At 69.5% G+C, this 17,737-nt stretch carries 15 protein-coding genes and 3 pseudogenes; 10 read left to right on the forward strand and 8 right to left on the reverse strand.

From position 1 onward, the window contains the following. Positions 1–21 precede the first annotated feature (21 nt). On the forward strand, positions 22–2,781 hold the full coding sequence (locus ACTRO_RS07315; protein WP_034262192.1) for a bifunctional YncE family protein/alkaline phosphatase family protein: 2,760 nt from the start codon (positions 22–24) through the stop codon (positions 2,779–2,781). Here ACTRO_RS07315 and ACTRO_RS07320 read toward each other — a convergent pair. Then, a complete protein-coding gene (locus tag ACTRO_RS07320) occupies positions 2,727–3,167 on the reverse strand; it encodes a hypothetical protein (RefSeq protein WP_034262194.1) in 441 nt (146 codons plus the stop codon). The genes ACTRO_RS07315 and ACTRO_RS07320 overlap by 55 nt on opposite strands. 1,122 nt (positions 3,168–4,289) lie before the next feature. On the opposite strand from ACTRO_RS07320, the gene ACTRO_RS07325 reads away from it, so the two are divergent. Beyond that, on the forward strand, positions 4,290–4,802 hold the full coding sequence (locus tag ACTRO_RS07325; RefSeq protein WP_034273588.1) for a YceI family protein: 513 nt from the start codon (positions 4,290–4,292) through the stop codon (positions 4,800–4,802). A 230-nt stretch (positions 4,803–5,032) separates the two neighbouring features. Here the strand turns inward: ACTRO_RS07325 and pdxR are convergent, their stop codons facing one another. After that, positions 5,033–6,448 carry a MocR-like pyridoxine biosynthesis transcription factor PdxR gene (gene pdxR, locus ACTRO_RS07330; RefSeq protein WP_034262197.1) on the reverse strand — a complete coding sequence of 472 codons (1,416 nt, stop codon included), beginning with the start codon at positions 6,446–6,448 and terminating at the stop codon, positions 5,033–5,035. A 48-nt stretch (positions 6,449–6,496) separates the two neighbouring features. Here pdxR and ACTRO_RS07335 point away from each other — a divergent pair, with 48 nt between their 5' ends. From ACTRO_RS07335 to ACTRO_RS51345, 4 genes and pseudogenes are all read left to right on the forward strand, one after another. Then, on the forward strand, positions 6,497–7,708 hold the full coding sequence (locus ACTRO_RS07335; protein WP_051450459.1) for an MFS transporter: 1,212 nt from the start codon (positions 6,497–6,499) through the stop codon (positions 7,706–7,708). 174 nt (positions 7,709–7,882) lie between these two features. Continuing rightward, positions 7,883–7,996, forward strand: a pseudogene (locus ACTRO_RS50835) (1,4-dihydroxy-6-naphthoate synthase); the annotation flags it as partial. Positions 7,997–8,031: 35 nt separating this feature from the next. Then, positions 8,032–8,226 (forward strand): annotated as a pseudogene (locus ACTRO_RS51340) (AMP-binding protein); the annotation flags it as partial. 110 nt (positions 8,227–8,336) lie between these two features. After that, positions 8,337–8,492 (forward strand): AMP-binding protein, encoded by a 156-nt coding sequence (locus tag ACTRO_RS51345; RefSeq protein ID WP_084316052.1) that lies wholly within the window; start codon positions 8,337–8,339, stop codon positions 8,490–8,492. Between the two features lie 154 nt (positions 8,493–8,646). On the opposite strand, the gene ACTRO_RS07340 is transcribed toward ACTRO_RS51345, so the two are convergent. Beyond that, positions 8,647–9,489: a LysR family transcriptional regulator gene (locus tag ACTRO_RS07340; protein ID WP_034262200.1), complete on the reverse strand. Its 843-nt coding sequence runs from the start codon at positions 9,487–9,489 to the stop codon at positions 8,647–8,649. 71 nt (positions 9,490–9,560) lie between these two features. Between ACTRO_RS07340 and ACTRO_RS07345 the strand changes: the two genes are divergently transcribed. Beyond that, on the forward strand, positions 9,561–10,814 hold the full coding sequence (locus ACTRO_RS07345; RefSeq protein ID WP_084316054.1) for an MFS transporter: 1,254 nt from the start codon (positions 9,561–9,563) through the stop codon (positions 10,812–10,814). 246 nt (positions 10,815–11,060) lie between these two features. Further along, complete coding sequence (locus tag ACTRO_RS43000) at positions 11,061–11,414, forward strand: hypothetical protein (RefSeq protein ID WP_157435902.1); 354 nt, start codon at positions 11,061–11,063, stop codon at positions 11,412–11,414. A 210-nt stretch (positions 11,415–11,624) separates the two neighbouring features. On the opposite strand, the pseudogene ACTRO_RS50840 reads toward ACTRO_RS43000, so the two are convergent. The 5 genes and pseudogenes from ACTRO_RS50840 to ACTRO_RS07370 form a co-directional block, all read right to left on the reverse strand. Continuing rightward, positions 11,625–11,777 (reverse strand): annotated as a pseudogene (locus ACTRO_RS50840) (IS982 family transposase); the annotation flags it as partial. Between the two features lie 216 nt (positions 11,778–11,993). Continuing rightward, entirely contained in the window at positions 11,994–12,686 is a 693-nt protein-coding gene (locus ACTRO_RS07355) for an alpha/beta fold hydrolase (RefSeq protein WP_034262202.1), read from the reverse strand. Between the two features lie 87 nt (positions 12,687–12,773). Continuing rightward, positions 12,774–13,400: a TetR/AcrR family transcriptional regulator gene (locus ACTRO_RS07360; protein WP_034262204.1), complete on the reverse strand. Its 627-nt coding sequence runs from the start codon at positions 13,398–13,400 to the stop codon at positions 12,774–12,776. 432 nt (positions 13,401–13,832) lie between these two features. Next, complete coding sequence (locus ACTRO_RS07365; protein WP_051450461.1) at positions 13,833–14,264, reverse strand: SMI1/KNR4 family protein; 432 nt, start codon at positions 14,262–14,264, stop codon at positions 13,833–13,835. Between the two features lie 167 nt (positions 14,265–14,431). Then, positions 14,432–14,923: a DUF4265 domain-containing protein gene (locus ACTRO_RS07370; RefSeq protein ID WP_051450462.1), complete on the reverse strand. Its 492-nt coding sequence runs from the start codon at positions 14,921–14,923 to the stop codon at positions 14,432–14,434. 934 nt (positions 14,924–15,857) lie between these two features. Here ACTRO_RS07370 and ACTRO_RS07380 point away from each other — a divergent pair. Continuing rightward, the gene (locus tag ACTRO_RS07380) at positions 15,858–16,784 is read left to right on the forward strand and encodes an SDR family NAD(P)-dependent oxidoreductase (protein WP_034262213.1); all 927 of its coding nucleotides are present in this window, start codon (positions 15,858–15,860) and stop codon (positions 16,782–16,784) included. Positions 16,785–16,814: 30 nt separating this feature from the next. Then, positions 16,815–17,693: an NAD(P)-dependent oxidoreductase gene (locus ACTRO_RS07385; RefSeq protein WP_342673754.1), complete on the forward strand. Its 879-nt coding sequence runs from the start codon at positions 16,815–16,817 to the stop codon at positions 17,691–17,693. The last annotated feature ends 44 nt before the right edge of the window (positions 17,694–17,737 follow it).

Genomic DNA, 17,737 nt, shown 5'->3' on the forward strand with positions numbered 1-17,737 from the left:
ACCCACCGGAGGATCCCACCGATGCAGGTAACGCGACGCAAGCTGCCGCAGGGCAAGACAGCAGAACCCACTTCCGGCCGGACCCGCAGCCGCCTGAGGACGGCCGGTGCCGCCTCCGTCGTGCTCGTCCTGACCGGAGCCGGCGTCGGCTCCGCGTCCACCCAGCAGTTCGGCACCCAGCAGGTCGGCCAGCAGACCGACCAGGGCCAGGTGCTCCCGGACGACCAGTACCTCAACCCGATCGGCTCGAGCCTGGTGCTCAACCAGGGCAAGATCATGGCCGCCTCGATCAGCCCGGACGGCAGCCACATGGCCGCCACCGTCACCGACGGCGGCGTCGCGCTGGTCATCATCGACCTGCGCACCTACACGGTCCAGCAGGTCATCGGGAACTCCGCGACCGCCGACCTGAAGATCAGCGGCAACGACGTCGGCCAGGCCTCGCCGACCTACTCCCCCGACGGCAGCTCGCTGTGGATCGGCCGCACCGACGGCTACACCAAGTTCAATGTGAACGCGGACGGCAGCCTGGCCAACCCGGTCAACGTCGCCATCGCGGCCGACGGCGCGATGCACGCGCTCTCGGCCAAGGCGCTCTTCTCCGCCGACGGCTCGACCGTGTACGCGGCGGTCAACGGCCAGAACCGGGTCGTGGCCATCGACGCCGCGAGCGGCGCCATCACGCAGAGCTGGAACACCGGGATCGCCCCGCGCGGCATGGTGATGGTCGGCGGCAAGCTCTACGTCACCGACGAGGGCGGGCGCACCGCCCAGGCCGGCGACACGACCATGGACTCCTACGGCACCGCCGTGCCGGCCAACGGCAAGACCGGCTCCTCCACCACCGGCGAGGTCAGCGTCATCGACCCGGCGCACCCGACCGCGGCGGTCGGCCAGATCGCCGTCGGCCTGCACCCCACCGCGGTGTTCGCCGCCGGCAAGACGATCTTCGTGGCCAACACCAACAGCGACACCGTCTCGGTGATCGACGCCACCCGCGGCAAGGTGATGCAGACGATCTCGACCCAGCCCTGGCCGGAGTCCTCGGTCGGCTACGAGCCGGACGCGATCACCCTGACCGCCGACGGCCACCTGCTGGTCTCCCTCGGCCGGGCCAACGCGGTGGCGGTCTACCGCTTCTCCTCGGCCCGGCAGCCGGTCAGCTACGTGGGCCTGCTGCCCACCGGCTACTTCCCGGCCGAGATCGCCGTGGACGGCAACCAGATCGTGGTGGCCAACACCCGCGGCATCGACGCGCTGCGTCCGACCACCGCGGCCGGCCACAACACCCACGACACCACGGGCAGCGTCACCCACTTCACGCTGCCGAGCGACCAGGCGATCCGCGGCTACACCGGCAAGGTGTTCCAGTACAACGGCTGGACCAAGAACTCGGTGCAGTACGCCCAGGGCAAGGGGGCGAAGAAGGCCGTCCCGGTGCCGGCGAAGATCGGCGACCCCTCGACGATCAAGCACGTGTTCCTCGTCGTCAAGGAGAACCGGACCTACGACCAGGTCTTCGGCGACATGCCGCAGGGCAACGGCGATCCGGCGCTGACCCAGTTCGGCGAGGCCGTGACCCCCAACCAGCACGCGCTGGCGGACCAGTTCGGCCTCTACGACAACTTCTACGACGCCGGCACGAACTCGGCCGAGGGCCACAACTGGCTGATGCAGGCGGACGACCCGGAGTACACCGAGTCCTCCGCGGGCGAGTACCTGCGCAGCTACGACACCGAGAGCGACGTCCTGGGCCACCAGGAGTCCGGCTTCATCTGGACCGGGGCCGAGGCCGCGGGCGACACGGTCAAGGACTTCGGCGAGTTCGACTCGATCGAGAGCAAGCCGGCCGGCGCGACCTGGCAGAACCTTTACTGCGAGTCGCAGACCATGGCCGCCACCGGCGACCCGAGCGCGTACCCGATCCAGGAGGGCTCGGCGATCCCGTCCCTCAACGCGGTGACGGTGCCGGGCTTCCCGCAGTTCGACCTGTCCGTGCCGGACGTGTACAAGGCCCAGGTCTGGAAGCAGGACTTCGAGCAGAACGGCCCGGCCAACCTGAACATGTTCTGGCTCTCGAACGACCACACCGGCGGCCCGACCAGCCCGGCCGCCCAGGTCGCCGACAACGACCTGGCCCTCGGCCAGATCGTGGACACCATCTCGCACAGCAAGTACTGGAAGGACTCGGTCATCTTCGTGGTCGAGGACGACTCGCAGGCCGGCCTCGACCACGTGGACGGCCACCGCGCCCCGGTCCAGGTCATCAGCCCCTGGGCCCAGCACGGCGTGGTCGACGACCAGTACTACACGCAGATCACGATGGTCCGCACGATCGAGCAGATCCTCGGCATCCAGCCGATGAACCAGCTCGACTCCGCGGCCACCCCGATGACCACGGCGTTCACCGACAAGCCGAACTACACGCCGTTCAACGCGGTGCCGAACCAGACCTCGCTGACCCTCGGCCTGTCCACCGAGCCCTCCTGCGGCGAGAACGTGCCCTCCGGCCAGACCGCCGCCTCCGTCGCCCAGGCGAACCTCGCCGCCGTCAGCGTGCCGACCGCCGAGAAGTCGGTGGCCGCCGAGTGGCAGTCCTGGGCCAAGCAGCAGCACCTTACCGGGTCGACCGCCGTTCCGGACTACGCCAACCCGGAGCAGATGAACCGCTACACGTACTACCAGAACAACGGCTGGACCAAGCCGTACCCGGGCGACAGCAAGATCTACGCGCCCAACGACGTGCCGGGCGCCTTCATCCCGTCCGCCGACGGCGACTGAACCACGGCGCTGGAGAAGCGCGGCGCTGCGGTACTGAAGAACCACAGCCACGCTGTGCCGAAGCAGGGCAATGATCGAGAGCACTGAGTAAGCCGTCGCACGTCGAACGCGCCCGGCCGGGACATCCGGCCGGGCGTCGGCGTTCGCAAGGCCAGCTCCGCCAGCGCGGCGTCATCCGCGGCGAACGGCTCGGCAACGCTCAAATCCATGGTCTCGATCAGTTCGGCCACAGCATCGCTCGCGGCGATCATGCTCGCGTTCGGCGACCAATCGAAGAGGAAGGCGACGTCGGGTTTGACAAGCCGCCGGAGCTGGGAATGCGACGTCGGGGCCAGACCGTGGATCGTAGCGATCGCCGGATCAGGGTGCTGGCCCTCGTCATCCACGCGATCGTCCTACGAGCAGAGCACACGCCGAGGGCCACGTCCGGCCGGAAGCGCATCGGAAGCGCACCGTGTCTTGTAGTGGAAGGGGCCTGGCTGTTCGCATCGTCGCATGACAAACCAGTCCTGCGACCTGCGGCGAGCCGGCGCGCCGCATGCCCTTCAGTCCGCCGCGGCGGGCGGCGCCGGAGGCGGGGTCCACCGTGCACGATGACGACGACTGGACGAGTTCATCTTTCGCCAGCCGAAGACCCGATCCGAAGTCGAGGCGGTTGCCGCCGCCGCACAGGCGGACCCGGATGACGGTTACGAACTGCCGAGACTCTAGATTTGCCCGATGCTTGCCCGTCGGGAAGCAGCCAAACGGTGAATCGCGGGGACTCACGGGCCGAAAGGTCTCGGCGCCACGCCAGAAGCACGGCGCGCTAGATCTGCATGGCGGTACCGCAGTCGAGTACAGCAACGAGCACGACGATCAGCGGTTCAGGCCGACGCTAGCTGAGGTAGCCCGTTTGGGTATGCCCTGATTTGCCCATGGGTTGCACTGAGTTCGGATCGAGGGGTCACGCCAGCGAACCGCGAAGTCGCCGTACTCGCAGCATGGATCGCTACGAAGGACCCGCGCGCTTGGAGTGGTGGGCGAACCGAAGCACCTGCCTGGGATCCGTCGACGTCGAGCTTAGCGTTACGGCCGATGCCGGCGGATGGCACGCGTCCGCTACGTTCGCCTCGCAGCTCGACTACGACCAGCAGGATGGCTGGCCGTTCCTGCCGGACTTGTTCGGACTTGTCTCCGTACTTCACGCTCCGGCTGCTCGAGGACGAAGGTTCGACGATCGACGTCAAGGTTGTCGAGGAACCAGACGGACGACTGGCGCTCACGGCCGCATGACGAGACGTCGTGCCCGATGCGTGCCCGTCGGGAGGAAGAGGTCGTGGATTCGATCCCTGCATCGCCCGCCGCCAAGGAGCAGGCGACTCTGGCAGTCTCCCCACATTCGAAATCCCCGCACCCCCGCCGCAGGTATCAGGCTGCGGGCACGCGCCGTGAAGCCGCGCGACTCGGGTAGCTTGGCAGTGCTCGAATCCGGACGATCCCGCTTCACCTCAGTCTCGGAGGCCGCCATGCCGCTCACCCCCGAACCAGGACACTGGCAACTCGACCCTGCCCGCTCCACCGTGAGGTTCCGGCACAAGACATTCTGGGGTCTGGTCACCGTGAAAGGCAGGTTCTCCTCGGTGAGCGGAGAAGGTGAGGTCTCGCCGAGCGGCGCCGCCACCGGCACGCTCACCGTCGACTCCGCCTCGCTCAGCACCAGGCTGCCCATGCGTGACAAACACCTGCGCTCCGCGGACTTCCTCGACGCCGAGAACCACGCCGCCATCGTCTTCACCGCACGCGGCATCACGCCGCGGGAGGGCGACACCGTCGAGGTCGAGGGCACTTTGACCGTGCGCGGCACCACCCGCCCGCTCTCGTTCACCGCGCGCGCGGAGAAGGCGGACGGCGACGCGATCGCTCTGCGCGGCAACGCGGCGATCGACCGGGAGGAGTACGGCCTGACCTGGAATCAGATAGGCATGATCCGCGGCCTGACGTCCGTGGCCGTGGATCTGTACTTCGCTCCCTCGGCCTGACCCGCCGGCCGAGCGTCCGCGACACGCAACTGCCGCGTGCCCGGCCGCGTGGGGTGCGTGGTGCCGGCGTCGACGCGGTGCCGCACCGCCTTCTCCGCTCGGGTCCGTCCCCCGCAGGCTCCGTCATGGTGAATCGAGTTCGTCCCTCGGCGGACCGGGGACCACACGTGGCTCGCCTGTCGGAGAGCGCGCGTGACGCAGGAAACTGGGGCGGGGCGACAGGCTCTGCCTCAGCACAGCAGGTCGGCGACGGCGGCGATGCCCGGAGCGATCGCGCGCTCGGGGACGTTGCCGAAGCCGAGGACGAGTTGCGCCGGCGCGTCCTGGTCGACGGCTCGGTAGCCGCCCATCGCGTGCAGGCCCACGAGCCGCTCGCGGGCCGCGGCGACCACCTCGTGCTCGCGCGCATGCGGCGGGAGGTGCGCGACGGCGTGGAAGCCCGCGGCCAGGCCGGTCAGCCGCACGCTCGGGGCGTGCTCGGCGACCGCGTCGACGAGCCCGCTGCGGCGGACGGCGTAGAGCGAGCGCATGCGGCGCAGGTGCCGATCGTAGCGGCCGGAGCCGAGCAGTTCGGCCAGGGCGAGCTGGTCCAGGGTGGACGAGCCGCGGTCGCCGACCTGCTTGTGCGCGGCGACCGCGGCGGCGAGCGCCGGCGGAGCCAGGATCCAGCCGAGGCGCACGGCCGGGGCGAGCGTCTTGCTGACGGTCCCGATCGTGAACACCCGACTCGGGGCGAGGCCCTGCAGCACGCCGACCGGCTCCCGGTCGTAGCGGAACTCGGAGTCGTAGTCGTCCTCGATGACGAACGCGTCCTCGCGCACCGCCCAGTCCACCAACGCCTGCCTGCGCCGGGCCGCGAGCACGACCCCGGTGGGCGACTGGTGTGCCGGAGTGACCACGACGGCCTGCGCGCCGCCGGCCGCCAGGGCGTCGACGTCGATCCCGTGCTCGTCGACGGGGACGTGCACGACCCGGAGTCCGAGCTGGGCGGCGGCCCGCAGGGTCTCGCTGTTCTCGACGCTGCCGTAGCCGGGGTCCTCGAACGCGGCGCACCGGATGCCGGCCTCGACCAGGGCGCGCAGGACGAGGTTGATGCCTTGCGCGAACCCGGAACTGACGATCAGCTGTTCGGGCACGGCGGCCGCGGCGCGCACCCGCCCGAGGTACCCGGCGAGCACCCGGCGCAGGACCTCGTGGCCGCGCGGGTCGCCGTAGTCGAGGTCGGCATTGGCCACGTTCGCGCAGGCCGTGCGCACCGCGCGGACCCAGTCCTCACGCGGGAAGCTCGCCAGGTCGGGCACTCCGGCCCGGAAGTCGGCGATGAGGGCCGGTCGCGGCGGCTGCGGTGCCGGTGCCGACGGCGGCCGGGTGGCGGCGAACCGCGCGACGCGCGTGGCCGAGCCCGTGCGGCTGGTCAGATACCCCTCGGCGAGCAGCTGGTGGTAGCAGTCCTGGACCAGCCCGCGTGACACGCCGAGCTCGCGGGCCAACTCGCGTGAGGAGGGCAGCCGTTCGCCCCCGGGCAGCCGACCGCCGCGGATCGCCTCGCGCAGACGGTCTTCGAGCTGGGCTCGCAGCGGCTGCCCGCTGTCCCGGTCCAGCCGGATCAGCAGCGCCGGACTCAAACCGGACCACTCGACCGCCATGGAATTGGACCTTACCAGCGCTCCGCCTGCCGACCTACCTTCGAAGGTATGACGACGTTGACGCAGACGGATCCCCAGCCGCAGACGGGCACGGGCCAAGCCGCCGCGCGCATCGTCAGCCGGCCGCTGGCACTGGTCTTCCTCGCCGAGTTCTGTGCGCTCAGCAGCTTCTACCTGCTGGTCTCGGTCACCCCGGTGTACGCCGCGACCGCCGGCAGCGGCGGCGCGGGTCTGGTCACCGGCGTGCTGCTGGCCGGCACGGTGGTGGCGGAGCTCGCCTCGGCCGTGGTGATGCGGCGCTTCGCGCACCGCAGCGTGCTCGTGGCCGGGGCCCTTCTGCTGGGTGTCCCGGCACTCCTGCTGCACCCCGGAAGCGCGCTGGGCGTGATCGTGGCGGTCAGCCTCGTCCGCGGCATCGGTTTCGGCCTGAGCACCGTCGTCGCCGGGGCGCTGACCGCGATGCTGCTTCCGCCGGAACGGCGCGGCGAAGGACTGGGCCTGTACGGGGTGGTGGCCACCGCGCCGGGCATCGTCGCGCTACCCCTGGGCGTCTGGCTGGCCGGGCACTTCGGCGGCAGCGTGGTCATCCTGGCGACCGCGGTCACCGCGCTCGTCCCGCTGGCCGGGCTCCCCTGGCTGCCGGGGGGCGAGGACCGAGGCGCCCGCGAAGCCGCCGCGGACGCGCAGCCCACCCCGCTGCTGGAGAGCATCCGGCGCAGCGGGCAGATCCGGCTGGCGCTGATCTTCGCGTCCACCACGGTCGCCGCCGGCATCGTCGTCTCCTTCCTGCCGCTGGCCGCCGGCGTCTCCGGCGGCCTGGCCGCGGCGGGCCTGCTGGCCCAGTCGCTCACGGCCACCGTCAGCCGGTGGTGGGCCGGACGGTTCGGCGACCGCCACGGCCACGCCCGCCTGCTGGCGCCCTCCCTGCTGCTGTCCGCGCTCGCGCTCGGCGCGATGCTCTGGCCGACCTCCGCGGTGGCCGTGCTCGTCGGGATGTCCCTGTTCGGCGTGGGCTTCGGCATCGTACAGAACGCCACCTTCGCGCTGATGATCGAGCGCATGCCGTCCGCCGAGGCCGGCACCGCCAGTGCGCTGTGGAACCTCGCCTTCGACGCGGGCTACGGTGCCGGCCCGGCGGCGTTCGGGCTCGTGGTCGGGCACACGGGGTATCCCGCGGCCTTCATCATGACGGGCGCCGTGATGCTCGCCGCCGTGCCGGCCGCCGGCTCCCGCGCCGGCCGGACCACGAGGCGGGCCTGAGCACGGATTCCGGGGGAACTCCCAGTCCCGGCCCGGCCCGCTCGTGCGGCCGCGGCCGCGGCCGGGTGTGCTTCGCTGGAGCCCGGCCACGACGGCTCAAGCGGAGGGAGAGCAGGACGCCATGAGCCCACTGATCGCGGGCACGACGCCCCGGAACAGGCCGGCAGGCCACTGATGCCCGCCCCGCTGACGATCGCTTACTCGCCGTGTCCCAACGACACCTTCGTCGACCACGCGTGGGCGCGGGGACTGCTCCCCGACGCCGAGCCCCCGCGGGTCACGATCGCCCCGAAGCGGAGGCGGTGCGCCGGCCCGGCGGTTCGATGACCTTCGCCGAGCTCGACGCCCGGTCCTGTGCCGTCGCCGCGCATCTGGCCGCGCTCGGCACCGGACCGGGGTCGGTGGTCGCGCTGATGGCGCACCGCACCCCGGAGACGATCGCAGGGCTCTGGGGCATCCTGAAGTCGGGCGCCGCCTATCTGCCGCTGGAGCCGCACCACCCGGACGCCCGGCTCGCCGACGTGCTCGCGGACTCGGGCGCGCGGCACTGCCTGGCCCAGGCCTCTGACATGGCGCAGACGGCTCCGACGCGGCGCGGGCGCCGAGGCCGGACGACCTCGCCTACCTCATCTACACCTCCGGCTCCACCGGCCGTCCCAAGGGCGTGGAGATCGACCACCGTGCGCTGGCGAACTACACCGCGCGGGCCGCGCGCCGCTTCTCGGTGAACGCCGGGACCCGGTTCGCGGTCTTCTCCTCGCTCGCGTTCGAGGCCGAGGTGTGAGCCGTCTGGAACGCAGAGGCCTGAGGCGCGCACCGCGAGCGCGCACAGCCAGACCCCGTGCCCGTGTCCGCTGAGCGGCCACGGGCACGGGACCGGCGGTGATGACGCGCAGCGGACGTTTCTCGGCACTACGCCGGGGGTCGACCCCCGCAGCTCAGATCATGCGTCGCAGCGCGGCTTCCACAGCGTCGACCAGCGGATCCCCGTCGGCGCTCGGGTGCCGGGAGAGACCGAGTTCGATGTCGGGTAGGGGAGGTAGGGTGTCGTGGCCGTGGCCGAGCATGGCCGGTTCGAGGTTCGAAGCCGTCAGGGCCGCGACGCCGAGCCCGGCGCGCAGCGCGGCGAGAACTCCAGCCAGGCTGTTGCTTTCGAACGTCATGTGCCAGCGCCGGCCTGTGCTTTCGAGTGATTCCAGCAATGAGGTGCGCCAGAAGCACGGGTGCGAGAACAACACCACCGGCAGCGGATCAGCAGTCGCGTCCACGCCCTGGCCGATGGCCCAGGCCAGCGGGCGACGTGCCGTCCAGCGTGGCGGCCCGGGCAGGTCCTGCACCGCGTCGAGCACGAGTTGGACGCGGCGTGCGTCATAGGCCTGGCGCATCTCGGCGTTGGACAGGCTGAGCACCTCCAACCTCGCGCCGGGGTGTAGCCGGGCGAGGTCGGCGAGTGTCTGCGGGAGCTGGGATAGGGCAAGGTCTTCGAGCAGGCCTACGCCGCAGTGGCCGGTGAGCGCGCGTCGCGTTTCGGTGAGTGCCTGCTCGGACAGTGACAGGATGCGTTCTGCGTAGGGCAGCAGATCCTCGCCGGCTCGGGTCGGTGTGACTCCGGAGGGCGAGCGGTGAAGCAGTGGACGCCCGACGGTGCTCTCGAGCTTGCGCAACTGCTGGCTGAGCGCAGGCTGCGTATGCCCGAGCGCGGTCGCGGCGCGGCTGATACTGCCGGCCCGTACGGCGGTGACGAACGAGCGCAGCAGCGCGGTCTCAAGGTCCCTTGCCATAAGCATCCATTATGCCGCCGACAACGGATTCGCGGCTTCCTATGGCCCCGGCGGCATCCTAGCCTCGGGGCGTGACCAGTTACCGACAAGTTCTTGCCGTGCCGGGATTGGCGTCGCTGTTGAGTGTTTCGCTGATCGCCCGCGCCGCGCTCGCGGCTGACATGATGACACTGACGTTGTATGTCGTGCTGGGCCTGCATATGAGCTACGCGGCAGCCGGTAGTGCCGCAGCGGCATTGACCACCGGATTGGCGCTGGGCGGGCCGTTGCTCGGTCGCTTGATCGACCGGCGGGGCGCGCGCGGCGTGCTGCTGTTGACCGCCGCGGTGCAGGTCGCGTTCTGGCTGTGTGTGCCCGTCCTGGCTTATCCGGTTCTTTTACCCGCCGCCTTCGCAGCGGGTCTGCTGATGGTCCCGGCCCAACTGGTGACCAGGCAGGCGATCACCGCGGCCACGACGACAGGGCAGCGCAGGGCCGCGTTCGCGCTGGAGTCGGTGCAAGGCGAGCTGTCGTATGTGCTGGGCCCGCCGATCGTGATCCTCTGCGCGGCGAAGCTGTCCCCCGACGTGATGGTGTGGGGCGCCGGCGCCGCGATCGCGACGGGTGGAGTCGGGATCGCCCTGCTCGACCCGGTGCTGCGGACCGATCACGCGATGGGCGCCGAGCACGCCGGCCGACACGGCCGCCGGGAATGGCTCGGCAAGGGCATGATCGCCGTCCTGGTGATGGCGTTCGGCGCCACGGTGCTGCTCAGCGGTACCGAACTGGCCATCATCGCCACGCTCAAAGACACCGGCCAGGTGTCCTGGGCCGGCGTGGTCGTCGTGGTCTACGGCGCATCATCGATCATCGGCGGGCTGGTGTATGGCACGTGGTCGCGGCCGCTGCCCACGTGGCTGCTGCTCGGACTGCTCGCTGTGGCGACCATTCCGGCCGGGCTGGCTCACGACTGGCATTGGTTGTGCGTGGCCGGCGTCGGTGCGGGAGTGTTCACGGCGCCGACCCTGTCCACCGTGGCCGACGCGGTCAGCCGGCTCGCTCCCGCCGGTGTCCGGGGTGAGGCGACCGGCCTGCAGTCATCGGCGCTGAGCGCGGGCTTCGCACTCGGCGCCCCGATCGCGGGGGCAGCGATCGATCTCTCCGCTCCGGCGGGGGGCTTCGCGGCGGCAGGGCTGGCCGGCCTGGCCACCGCACTGACCGGATTCCTGCTCTCGCGCCGCCCGCCCGTCCGAACACGGCCTGGCCTCGACGACCCCAACCTCGACCAGGCGCCGGGTCTTGAGCCGTGCGGGGCGTCCCACTCCCCCGCCCACACGGCGTACTGACGAGCCGTCACAGTCTCCCGTTACACGGCCCTTGTCGTCCTGATCACCAGACCGCCGGGACCGTGTTGACCCTGTAATGGTGGTCGAGAACTCCACCGATGGTGCGACCTGGGGCTTCAGGATGCTGACCGGCACTCGTTGATGAGGCCTGCGAGTACGGTTCGGCGTTGGATCGGCTCCTTCGGCGTGGGGAGGCGATCACGTCCGCAGCGTGCGCGATCCGCTCGGGTGGTGGACGATGGCGAGGTGTCTGCGGTCGAAGAGTCCTGGGAGCAGTTGAGGTCGCATCTGAGGCTGGGCCAGCGGTTGACCGGGACTGTGGTGTGGGTGCCGCGGCCCGGGGGCATCGGGATCGGGGTCGATGTGGGCCTGGCGGTCGGCGGGCTCGTCGATGTGCTGATGCTGCCCTTGGACGTGTCGAAGTGGCCGACGGTCGGAACGAGGACCGAGTTCGAGGTCTGGTGGCTCGACCAGCGACCGCGGATCCGGCTCAAACCGGTCGACCCCGGCTACCTGCGCGACGACTTCGACGCATGGGCCCGCACCGTGCGCTCGCCAGCGGCCGCCTGCCTTACTGAGCCGGCCGATCCCGGCCGCTGAGGGGGTGTGCTGCGGGTGAGCTGCGGGGACCTGAAGCGTAGGTGGGCTCGGTGTATGACGGAGGATGCGGTGTCGGCGAGCGAGGTGCTCGCCGGGGATGAGATCGAGCTGCTGCGTCGGTCGCCCGGTGAGTGGGGTGGCCCGGCTCGCTATCGGTATGGGGGGAAGTAAGGCCCCAGAGGAATCGGGAGTGGGAGGCGCAGTAGCCGTAGGAGGCGAAGCCGGCCCGCGCCTGGGCCACGGCCAGGCAGACGAGCTCGCTGTCCGTGAGCTGCGGCGGCCGACCGACTCGGCGGATTCCGGCAAGGTCGTCGTCGATTTTCACGTAGGTGCGATGATGAGGTTGTCCAGGCCTGTCGTCAAAAACAGAGCTTGGACCCCCTCACCTCATCGCGCAGGCGATTGGAATACGTCGTCTAGTGTCCCGATCCGGAAATTCGCTGCATGAGAAATCGGTTCCAGCGTTCGTCTGGCAAGGCGCCGGGATGCCCTCATACTCGCCTCGTCTGTGGGCATTTCGGCAACGCAGCCAGGCGGGCGCTGGGGCCGATTTCTGCAGCGAATTTGCGGTGAGGGACACTAGGCTCGTACCACGGCCAGCAGTCGTTCGGGCGACTCGACGGTCGGCAGATGGCCGGTCTCGGGCAGCAGGACGAAGCGGGCTCCCGGGATGGCCTCGGCGTAGGCGCGTCCGAAGGCGACGTCGACGATGCCGTCGCTCTCTCCCCAGACCACTGTCACCGGCACCTCGATCTTCGCCAGCCGCTCACGCAAGGTCGGATCGGACATCGTCGGCCCGGCATAGGCCGTCAGGGCACGGATGTCCGGTCCGGGTCCCGCGGGCCGGCCGGCGGGGGCGTTCGCGGCCGGGGAGAGGGCGGGGTTGTGGAAGGACAGGCGGGCCAGTTCCCTCGGACTCAGGCCGGCGACCTGCGCGACGGGGTGGCCGTCCACCTCGATCCCGACGGCGTTCACCAGCACGGCGCCGTGGACGCGGGGGCTGCCGAGCAGGGCGAGTTCGGCGGCGATCCATCCGCCGAGCGAGCTGCCGACGACGATCACGTCCTGCGCGTCCTGTTCGTCGAGGTAATCCGCGTAGTGCCGGGCGAGTGCCGCGACGCTCGCGAGGTGCTCGGGCCGGTCGGTGCCGGCGAAGCCGGGGTGGGTCGGCGCGAGCACGCGGACTTGTTCGCGGGCCGCGAGCAGGTCGGCGAACGCGCTCACCGTCGCCGGGCCGCCGCCACCGTGCAGCAAAAGGAACGTGGGCACCATGGCTACTCCTTCATGAGAGTTGACTCTCACGAAGTTAGCCAACCCGGGCCACTGATGCAAGCCAGCTTTACTGATGAGAGTCAGCTCTCATTCCTGTGCGCCACCCGCCTCGGACATGGCTGCACTGGTCAGCAGCTTCGCGGTGTGGGCGACGCTCGCGACCGCCTCTTCGGCGCAGAGGCCGGACAGATCCAGGAGCGAAAGCACGGCCTCGGCGCTGATCACCACCGACAGGCCCTGCTTGAGCCGGGCGAGGCGCTCGGGATCCGCGGCCGCCAGCCGGTCGGTGACGGGGGCGAGTGCATAGTCGATCAGGCCGACGCGCAGACCGGGCCGCATGGCAGTGGCGCCCGGCTTGGCGATCGTCGCGGCGATCATGGTGCGGACCGCGCTCTGCCGGGCGAGCACGTGCCGAGCGAGGAATTCCGCCGCATACCCCGCGCGTTCGACCGGGTCGGGCGAATCCGCCACCGCGGCCAGCGCGGTGGCGGGATCAGGCAGCTGATCGTTCATCGCCTCGCGCAGCAGGCCGGCCAGGTCCGGGAAGTGCCGGTACGCGGTCGCCTCCGAGACCAGGGCGGCTGCGGCGATCGCGGGCATGGACAACTCGCCGTCGGCGAGCATCAGCTCCGCCGCCGCGCGCACGATCGCGTCGCGGGTGCGCTTCTTCTGATTGACCCGGCCGCCTTCGGCCCGCGCCGCGGTCGCGTCCATGGTGCTCCTCCGCAGGATGAATAGAGTCGCCTCTCATCACGGAGGTTAACACGCAGGAAGCCGCGCGTATCCGGCCCGACCGGCGGCACCCAGGGCGCCGCCGCGAAACAGACTCCTCGAGAACCGCTAAGGCATACGGGAGAGCCGGGGCATCCCGCTCGCCGCGAGCCTGACCGGCGGCAACAGGCACGACAGCACCCGACTGTTCACACTGCTCGATGCGATACCCCGCATCCGCGGGGCCGGTCGGGGACGGCCACGTAGCAGTGTCGCGTCACGTTGCCCTCTCCAGGGGTCCTGCACTCTAGGGAATGATCAGGCAGACGAGGACGGCGACATAGTCGTCGCGCAGCCCCCGGGGTTGATCCGAGCAGCCCCGCTGCGTCGAATGTGGCCCAGCGTGTGCGCGGCACGTGCCACTGCTCGAGCCGGCTAGTCGGACTCTTCGATGAAGCTGTTCAGCCATTGGGCGAGCGTTGTGGTCTCTTGAGAGAGTGCGCCGCTCTCTGCGCGCCACACGGGCCCGACCGGGTCGCGAAAGTCGACCATCGACCAGATCGAGCAACCCCAGTCGTACACGAGGACGAGCCCATCGGGTATCACGCCGTCCGGGTCGGGGCCGTCTTGGTAGAGGTCCGCGATGTCATCGAAGTTCGCGCTCGGGAACCCGCCCCGCACGCCCATCAGGTCCGGACCGAAGCCTCCATTGCCGACCTCGAGGTACAGGCGACGGAGCAATGTCGGGATGGGAAGCCCGATGATTCGCTCGGCTTCAGCAAGCGCGTCCTGTGTGGCTGACGGTTGCAGGTTCCCGGACCTGACCGCGTCGGCCCGCAGCGCCGCAACGAGCTCGTCGTCGTTCATGGGCGCCATCTTCGCCTACGCCGGCCGGACGCGAAGCGAGTACAGCAGGGAAGTACAGCAACAGGCCTGCTGGAAGGCGCGGTCAAACGACGTTCGCCGACCTACCTCGCGGAGTTATGCCCGTATTCGTCACCCAAGTGCCCCGAGTTCGCATCGAGAGGGTCACGTCATTCGGCGAGCTCGACCTCTGCCCAGGTGTCGCCGATGCAACCTTCTTCGTAGTCCCACCATCCCTCGCTGACTCCGCGAACCAGCAGGCCCTTGACCCGCGGCAGGTCGGCTTCGGGCGGGACACCGAGCGAGACCATGCCGAACTGCTCGATTCCCTCGCCGTCGACCCCGAGCGGCGCGAACAGGTCGATGACCGCCTGACGGCTGCCGGCCAGCGCGCCCTTGGCGAACGGCACGACACGGATCGCGCAGTTGCCGGACCACTCGACCTTTTCCGCGAACCACAGGACCCCGTCATCGTCAGTCGATGTACGAACAACGTCACCGGCAGCCACGTTGCGCGCGAACCACGGATTGTTGTCGATCCGTACCAGCCCGTCGCCGAGGTCGACCGCCCACAATCCCTCACTACCAGCGGGAGGCCAACCATCAGCATCGCGTTCGAGCGCGAATCGCACCTTCACATACTCAGCTTGATCAGAAGTCACCAGGCCAGCATGGCGGACTACGAGCGGTTGGCACCAACCAGGGGTCACCGCACAAACATGACGTGCCCGATGCGTGCCCGTCGATGTCTGATGTGCTGAGACATGTCAGGCCGCTCATGGAGGCTGCGGAGCGCCTCCACAATGGCTGCGTCGATGGGAAAGCCTTCCTCGAGCCGGTTCAGCGCGAGGGCGGGCCAATAGTCGGTCGGCCAGTCCAGCGCTGTGACCACACTGTGGAAATGAGCGACTCCGAAGCAACTCCATCGGCCACGGTTCGCCACGGTCGCTCAAGCGTGAGTAGCGCCCAGATGCCGGTTCCATCCCGTGTCACGAGGTTATCGTGGCAGGCCGAGCAGTCAGCAGGAAGTCAGCGAAAGCCCCGGCAACAGACGACAGCAGAAGCCGTCAGACGACAGTCGATCAAGAGCAGACCACAGCGGACGACACTGGGACGCACCAGCTTGCGGCCCGGTGCCCGTTGAACGCAGTTGAGCGCTCGGCCCTACCAGATGCCGCCTTCTGCCAATCCGGGCATGAGCTCGGACTCCGAAGCGGTCGGAACGGTGAACGGCCGGATCGCGGCCGAGGTGGACTTGGACGAAGCGGACACGGAAGCCTCCTGAGTCTGTCTACGGGGAAGAAGCTGATCTGACCAGCGCTCGCCGCCCTCTCCTCGCGACGCACACCGCCTGACGTGCGAAAGACCCACTTTCACACACACCCCGTCGCGGAGATTGCACCACTCGGGCGACATCTGCCGCCGCGCGTCTGCGTCGCCCGAACACGGGGGTCGGCTGACCTGGTCCCGCTAGTCCTAGGCTTAAGAGGGTTCTAGCTGCGCCCTGGCCGCCACCGCATCATGGGCTTGTCGGTTCGATTCGCCCATGGCGTGCACTCGCCCGGGAGAAGATATCTACAGGTAAGGCCTGGCACGATGACTCGTATTACCACTCCGTTCGGTTTCTCAACCACGGCTGCCGAGGTCGCGGGTGGCATCGACCTCACCGGCCGGCGCGCGGTCGTCACCGGTGCGTCCTCAGGGATCGGCATCGAGACGGCGCGGGTGCTGGCGTCCGTGGGCGCCGAGGTCACTCTCGCTGTTCGCAACACGGACGGCGGTGACAAGATCGCCACGGAGATCGCGGCTTCGACGGGGAACAAGAACATCCACGTGGCTCGCCTCGACCTCTCTTACCAGGACTCGGTCGCGGCGTTCGTCAACTCGTGGGACGGGCCACTGCATCTGCTGATCAACAACGCGGGCGTACTGGCGATCCCGGAGCTCCAGCGCACCTCTGAGGGGTGGGAGATGCAGTTCGCGACCAACCACATGGGCCACTTCGCCCTCGCGAACGGTCTGCACGGCGCCCTGGCCGCTGATGGGGACGCGCGCGTGGTTGTCGTCGCGTCCCAGGGGCACCTCATTTCGCCGGTGGTCTTCGATGACATCAACTACCGTTACCGTGCCTACGAGCCGATCGGAGCCTACGGTCAGTCCAAGACCGCGACCGTGCAGTTCGCAGTGGCCGCACAGAAGCGATGGGCTGCCGACGGCATCACCGTCAATGCTCTGGCGCCCGGTGCGATCGCGACCAATCTCCAGAAGCACACAGGCGGGCTGCGCACGCCCCAGGAGCAGCGGAAGACCGTGGAGCAGGGTGCAGCGACCACGATCCTGGTGGCGACCTCGCCTCAGCTCGCCGGCGTGGGCGGACGCTATTTCGAGGACTGCAACGAGGCGGTCCAGGTGCTGGACGGAAACGGATGGGCGCGCGGCGTGGCGCCGTACGCACTCGACGCCGAGAACGCCGACCGCATTTGGGAGACATCGCACCGCTTCCTGCGCGAAGCCGGGCGCTGACACCCCAGTCGAGCGCATTGAAACGCCGGGATCTTCTGGGGAACGGAGAATGACGTGAATGACCATGTGACGAGAGATCAGATCGGGTGGATCGGTCTGGGCGACCAGGGTGCCCCCATGGCCCGCGCAATCGCCGGCGCCGGCGAGTCGCTCCACGTCTGGGCCCGCCGCAGTCGCTCGCTCACCGCGCTTGAAGGGCTCCCCCGCACAATCCATGAGAGCGTCGCCGAACTCGGCCGCGCCAGTGACGTGGTCGGGCTCTGCCTACGCGAAGACGCCGATATCCAGGACGTCCTCACCGGAGGAGGCCTCCTCGAGAGCATGAAGCCTGGCTCGGTCATCGTGAACCACGGCACTGGCCTGCCGCAGTTCGCCGCGAAGATGACCGAGCTGGCCGCGGCCAAGGGCATCCAGGTACTCGATGCGCCGGTCAGCGGCGGCAACGCCGGCGCGGTGGCGCGCCGACTGAGCACCATGGTGGGCGGCTCGGCGGAGATCTTCGAGAGGTGCCGTCCGATCTTCGAAACGTTCTCGAAGAAAGTCACCTACATGGGGCCCACCGGGTCCGGCCAGCTCAGCAAACTCATGAACAACACGCTACTCATGATGAACCAGCGCAATGTCCAAGAGATCCTTGGTCTGGCCAAGGATCTGGGACTCGAGATCGAGGCCCTCGTCGACATCCTGCTGGCCGGGAGCGGCTCGAGCTTCGCTCTGCAGGCGCTTGGCGGGCCGGTGACAACAGACAACGCCGAGCACTTGTCGACGCTGCAGCTCATCGACATGGAGATCTTCGACGCCGCGGTCAAGGCGCTGGGCCGGGACGTACCCGACATGACTCGGCAGGCTGTCGAAGGCGCCCACGGCCTGGCGCTGGCGGCGCGGTTGGTCGCAGGCGACCAGGACTGACAGGCGGCGACGGCCCTTTCTGGCAGACCAGGGCATGCGCGACG

The sequence above is a fragment of the Actinospica robiniae DSM 44927 genome (genome assembly GCF_000504285.1).
GTDB classification, from domain to species: domain Bacteria; phylum Actinomycetota; class Actinomycetes; order Streptomycetales; family Catenulisporaceae; genus Actinospica; species Actinospica robiniae.

What these genes read in the sequence shown, in the direction of transcription:
- ACTRO_RS07335 (WP_051450459.1), top strand. Translation starts at nt 6,497, where the DNA reads ATGACGACGTTGACGCAGACGGATCCCCAGCCGCAGACGGGCACGGGC.
- ACTRO_RS07325 (WP_034273588.1), top strand. Translation starts at nt 4,290, where the DNA reads ATGCCGCTCACCCCCGAACCAGGACACTGGCAACTCGACCCTGCCCGC.
- ACTRO_RS07355 (WP_034262202.1), bottom strand. Translation starts at nt 12,686, where the DNA reads ATGGTGCCCACGTTCCTTTTGCTGCACGGTGGCGGCGGCCCGGCGACG.
- ACTRO_RS07360 (WP_034262204.1), bottom strand. Translation starts at nt 13,400, where the DNA reads ATGGACGCGACCGCGGCGCGGGCCGAAGGCGGCCGGGTCAATCAGAAG.
- ACTRO_RS07340 (WP_034262200.1), bottom strand. Translation starts at nt 9,489, where the DNA reads ATGGCAAGGGACCTTGAGACCGCGCTGCTGCGCTCGTTCGTCACCGCC.
- pdxR (WP_034262197.1), bottom strand. Translation starts at nt 6,448, where the DNA reads ATGGCGGTCGAGTGGTCCGGTTTGAGTCCGGCGCTGCTGATCCGGCTG.
- ACTRO_RS07365 (WP_051450461.1), bottom strand. Translation starts at nt 14,264, where the DNA reads ATGAACGACGACGAGCTCGTTGCGGCGCTGCGGGCCGACGCGGTCAGG.
- ACTRO_RS07380 (WP_034262213.1), top strand. Translation starts at nt 15,858, where the DNA reads ATGACTCGTATTACCACTCCGTTCGGTTTCTCAACCACGGCTGCCGAG.
- ACTRO_RS07315 (WP_034262192.1), top strand. Translation starts at nt 22, where the DNA reads ATGCAGGTAACGCGACGCAAGCTGCCGCAGGGCAAGACAGCAGAACCC.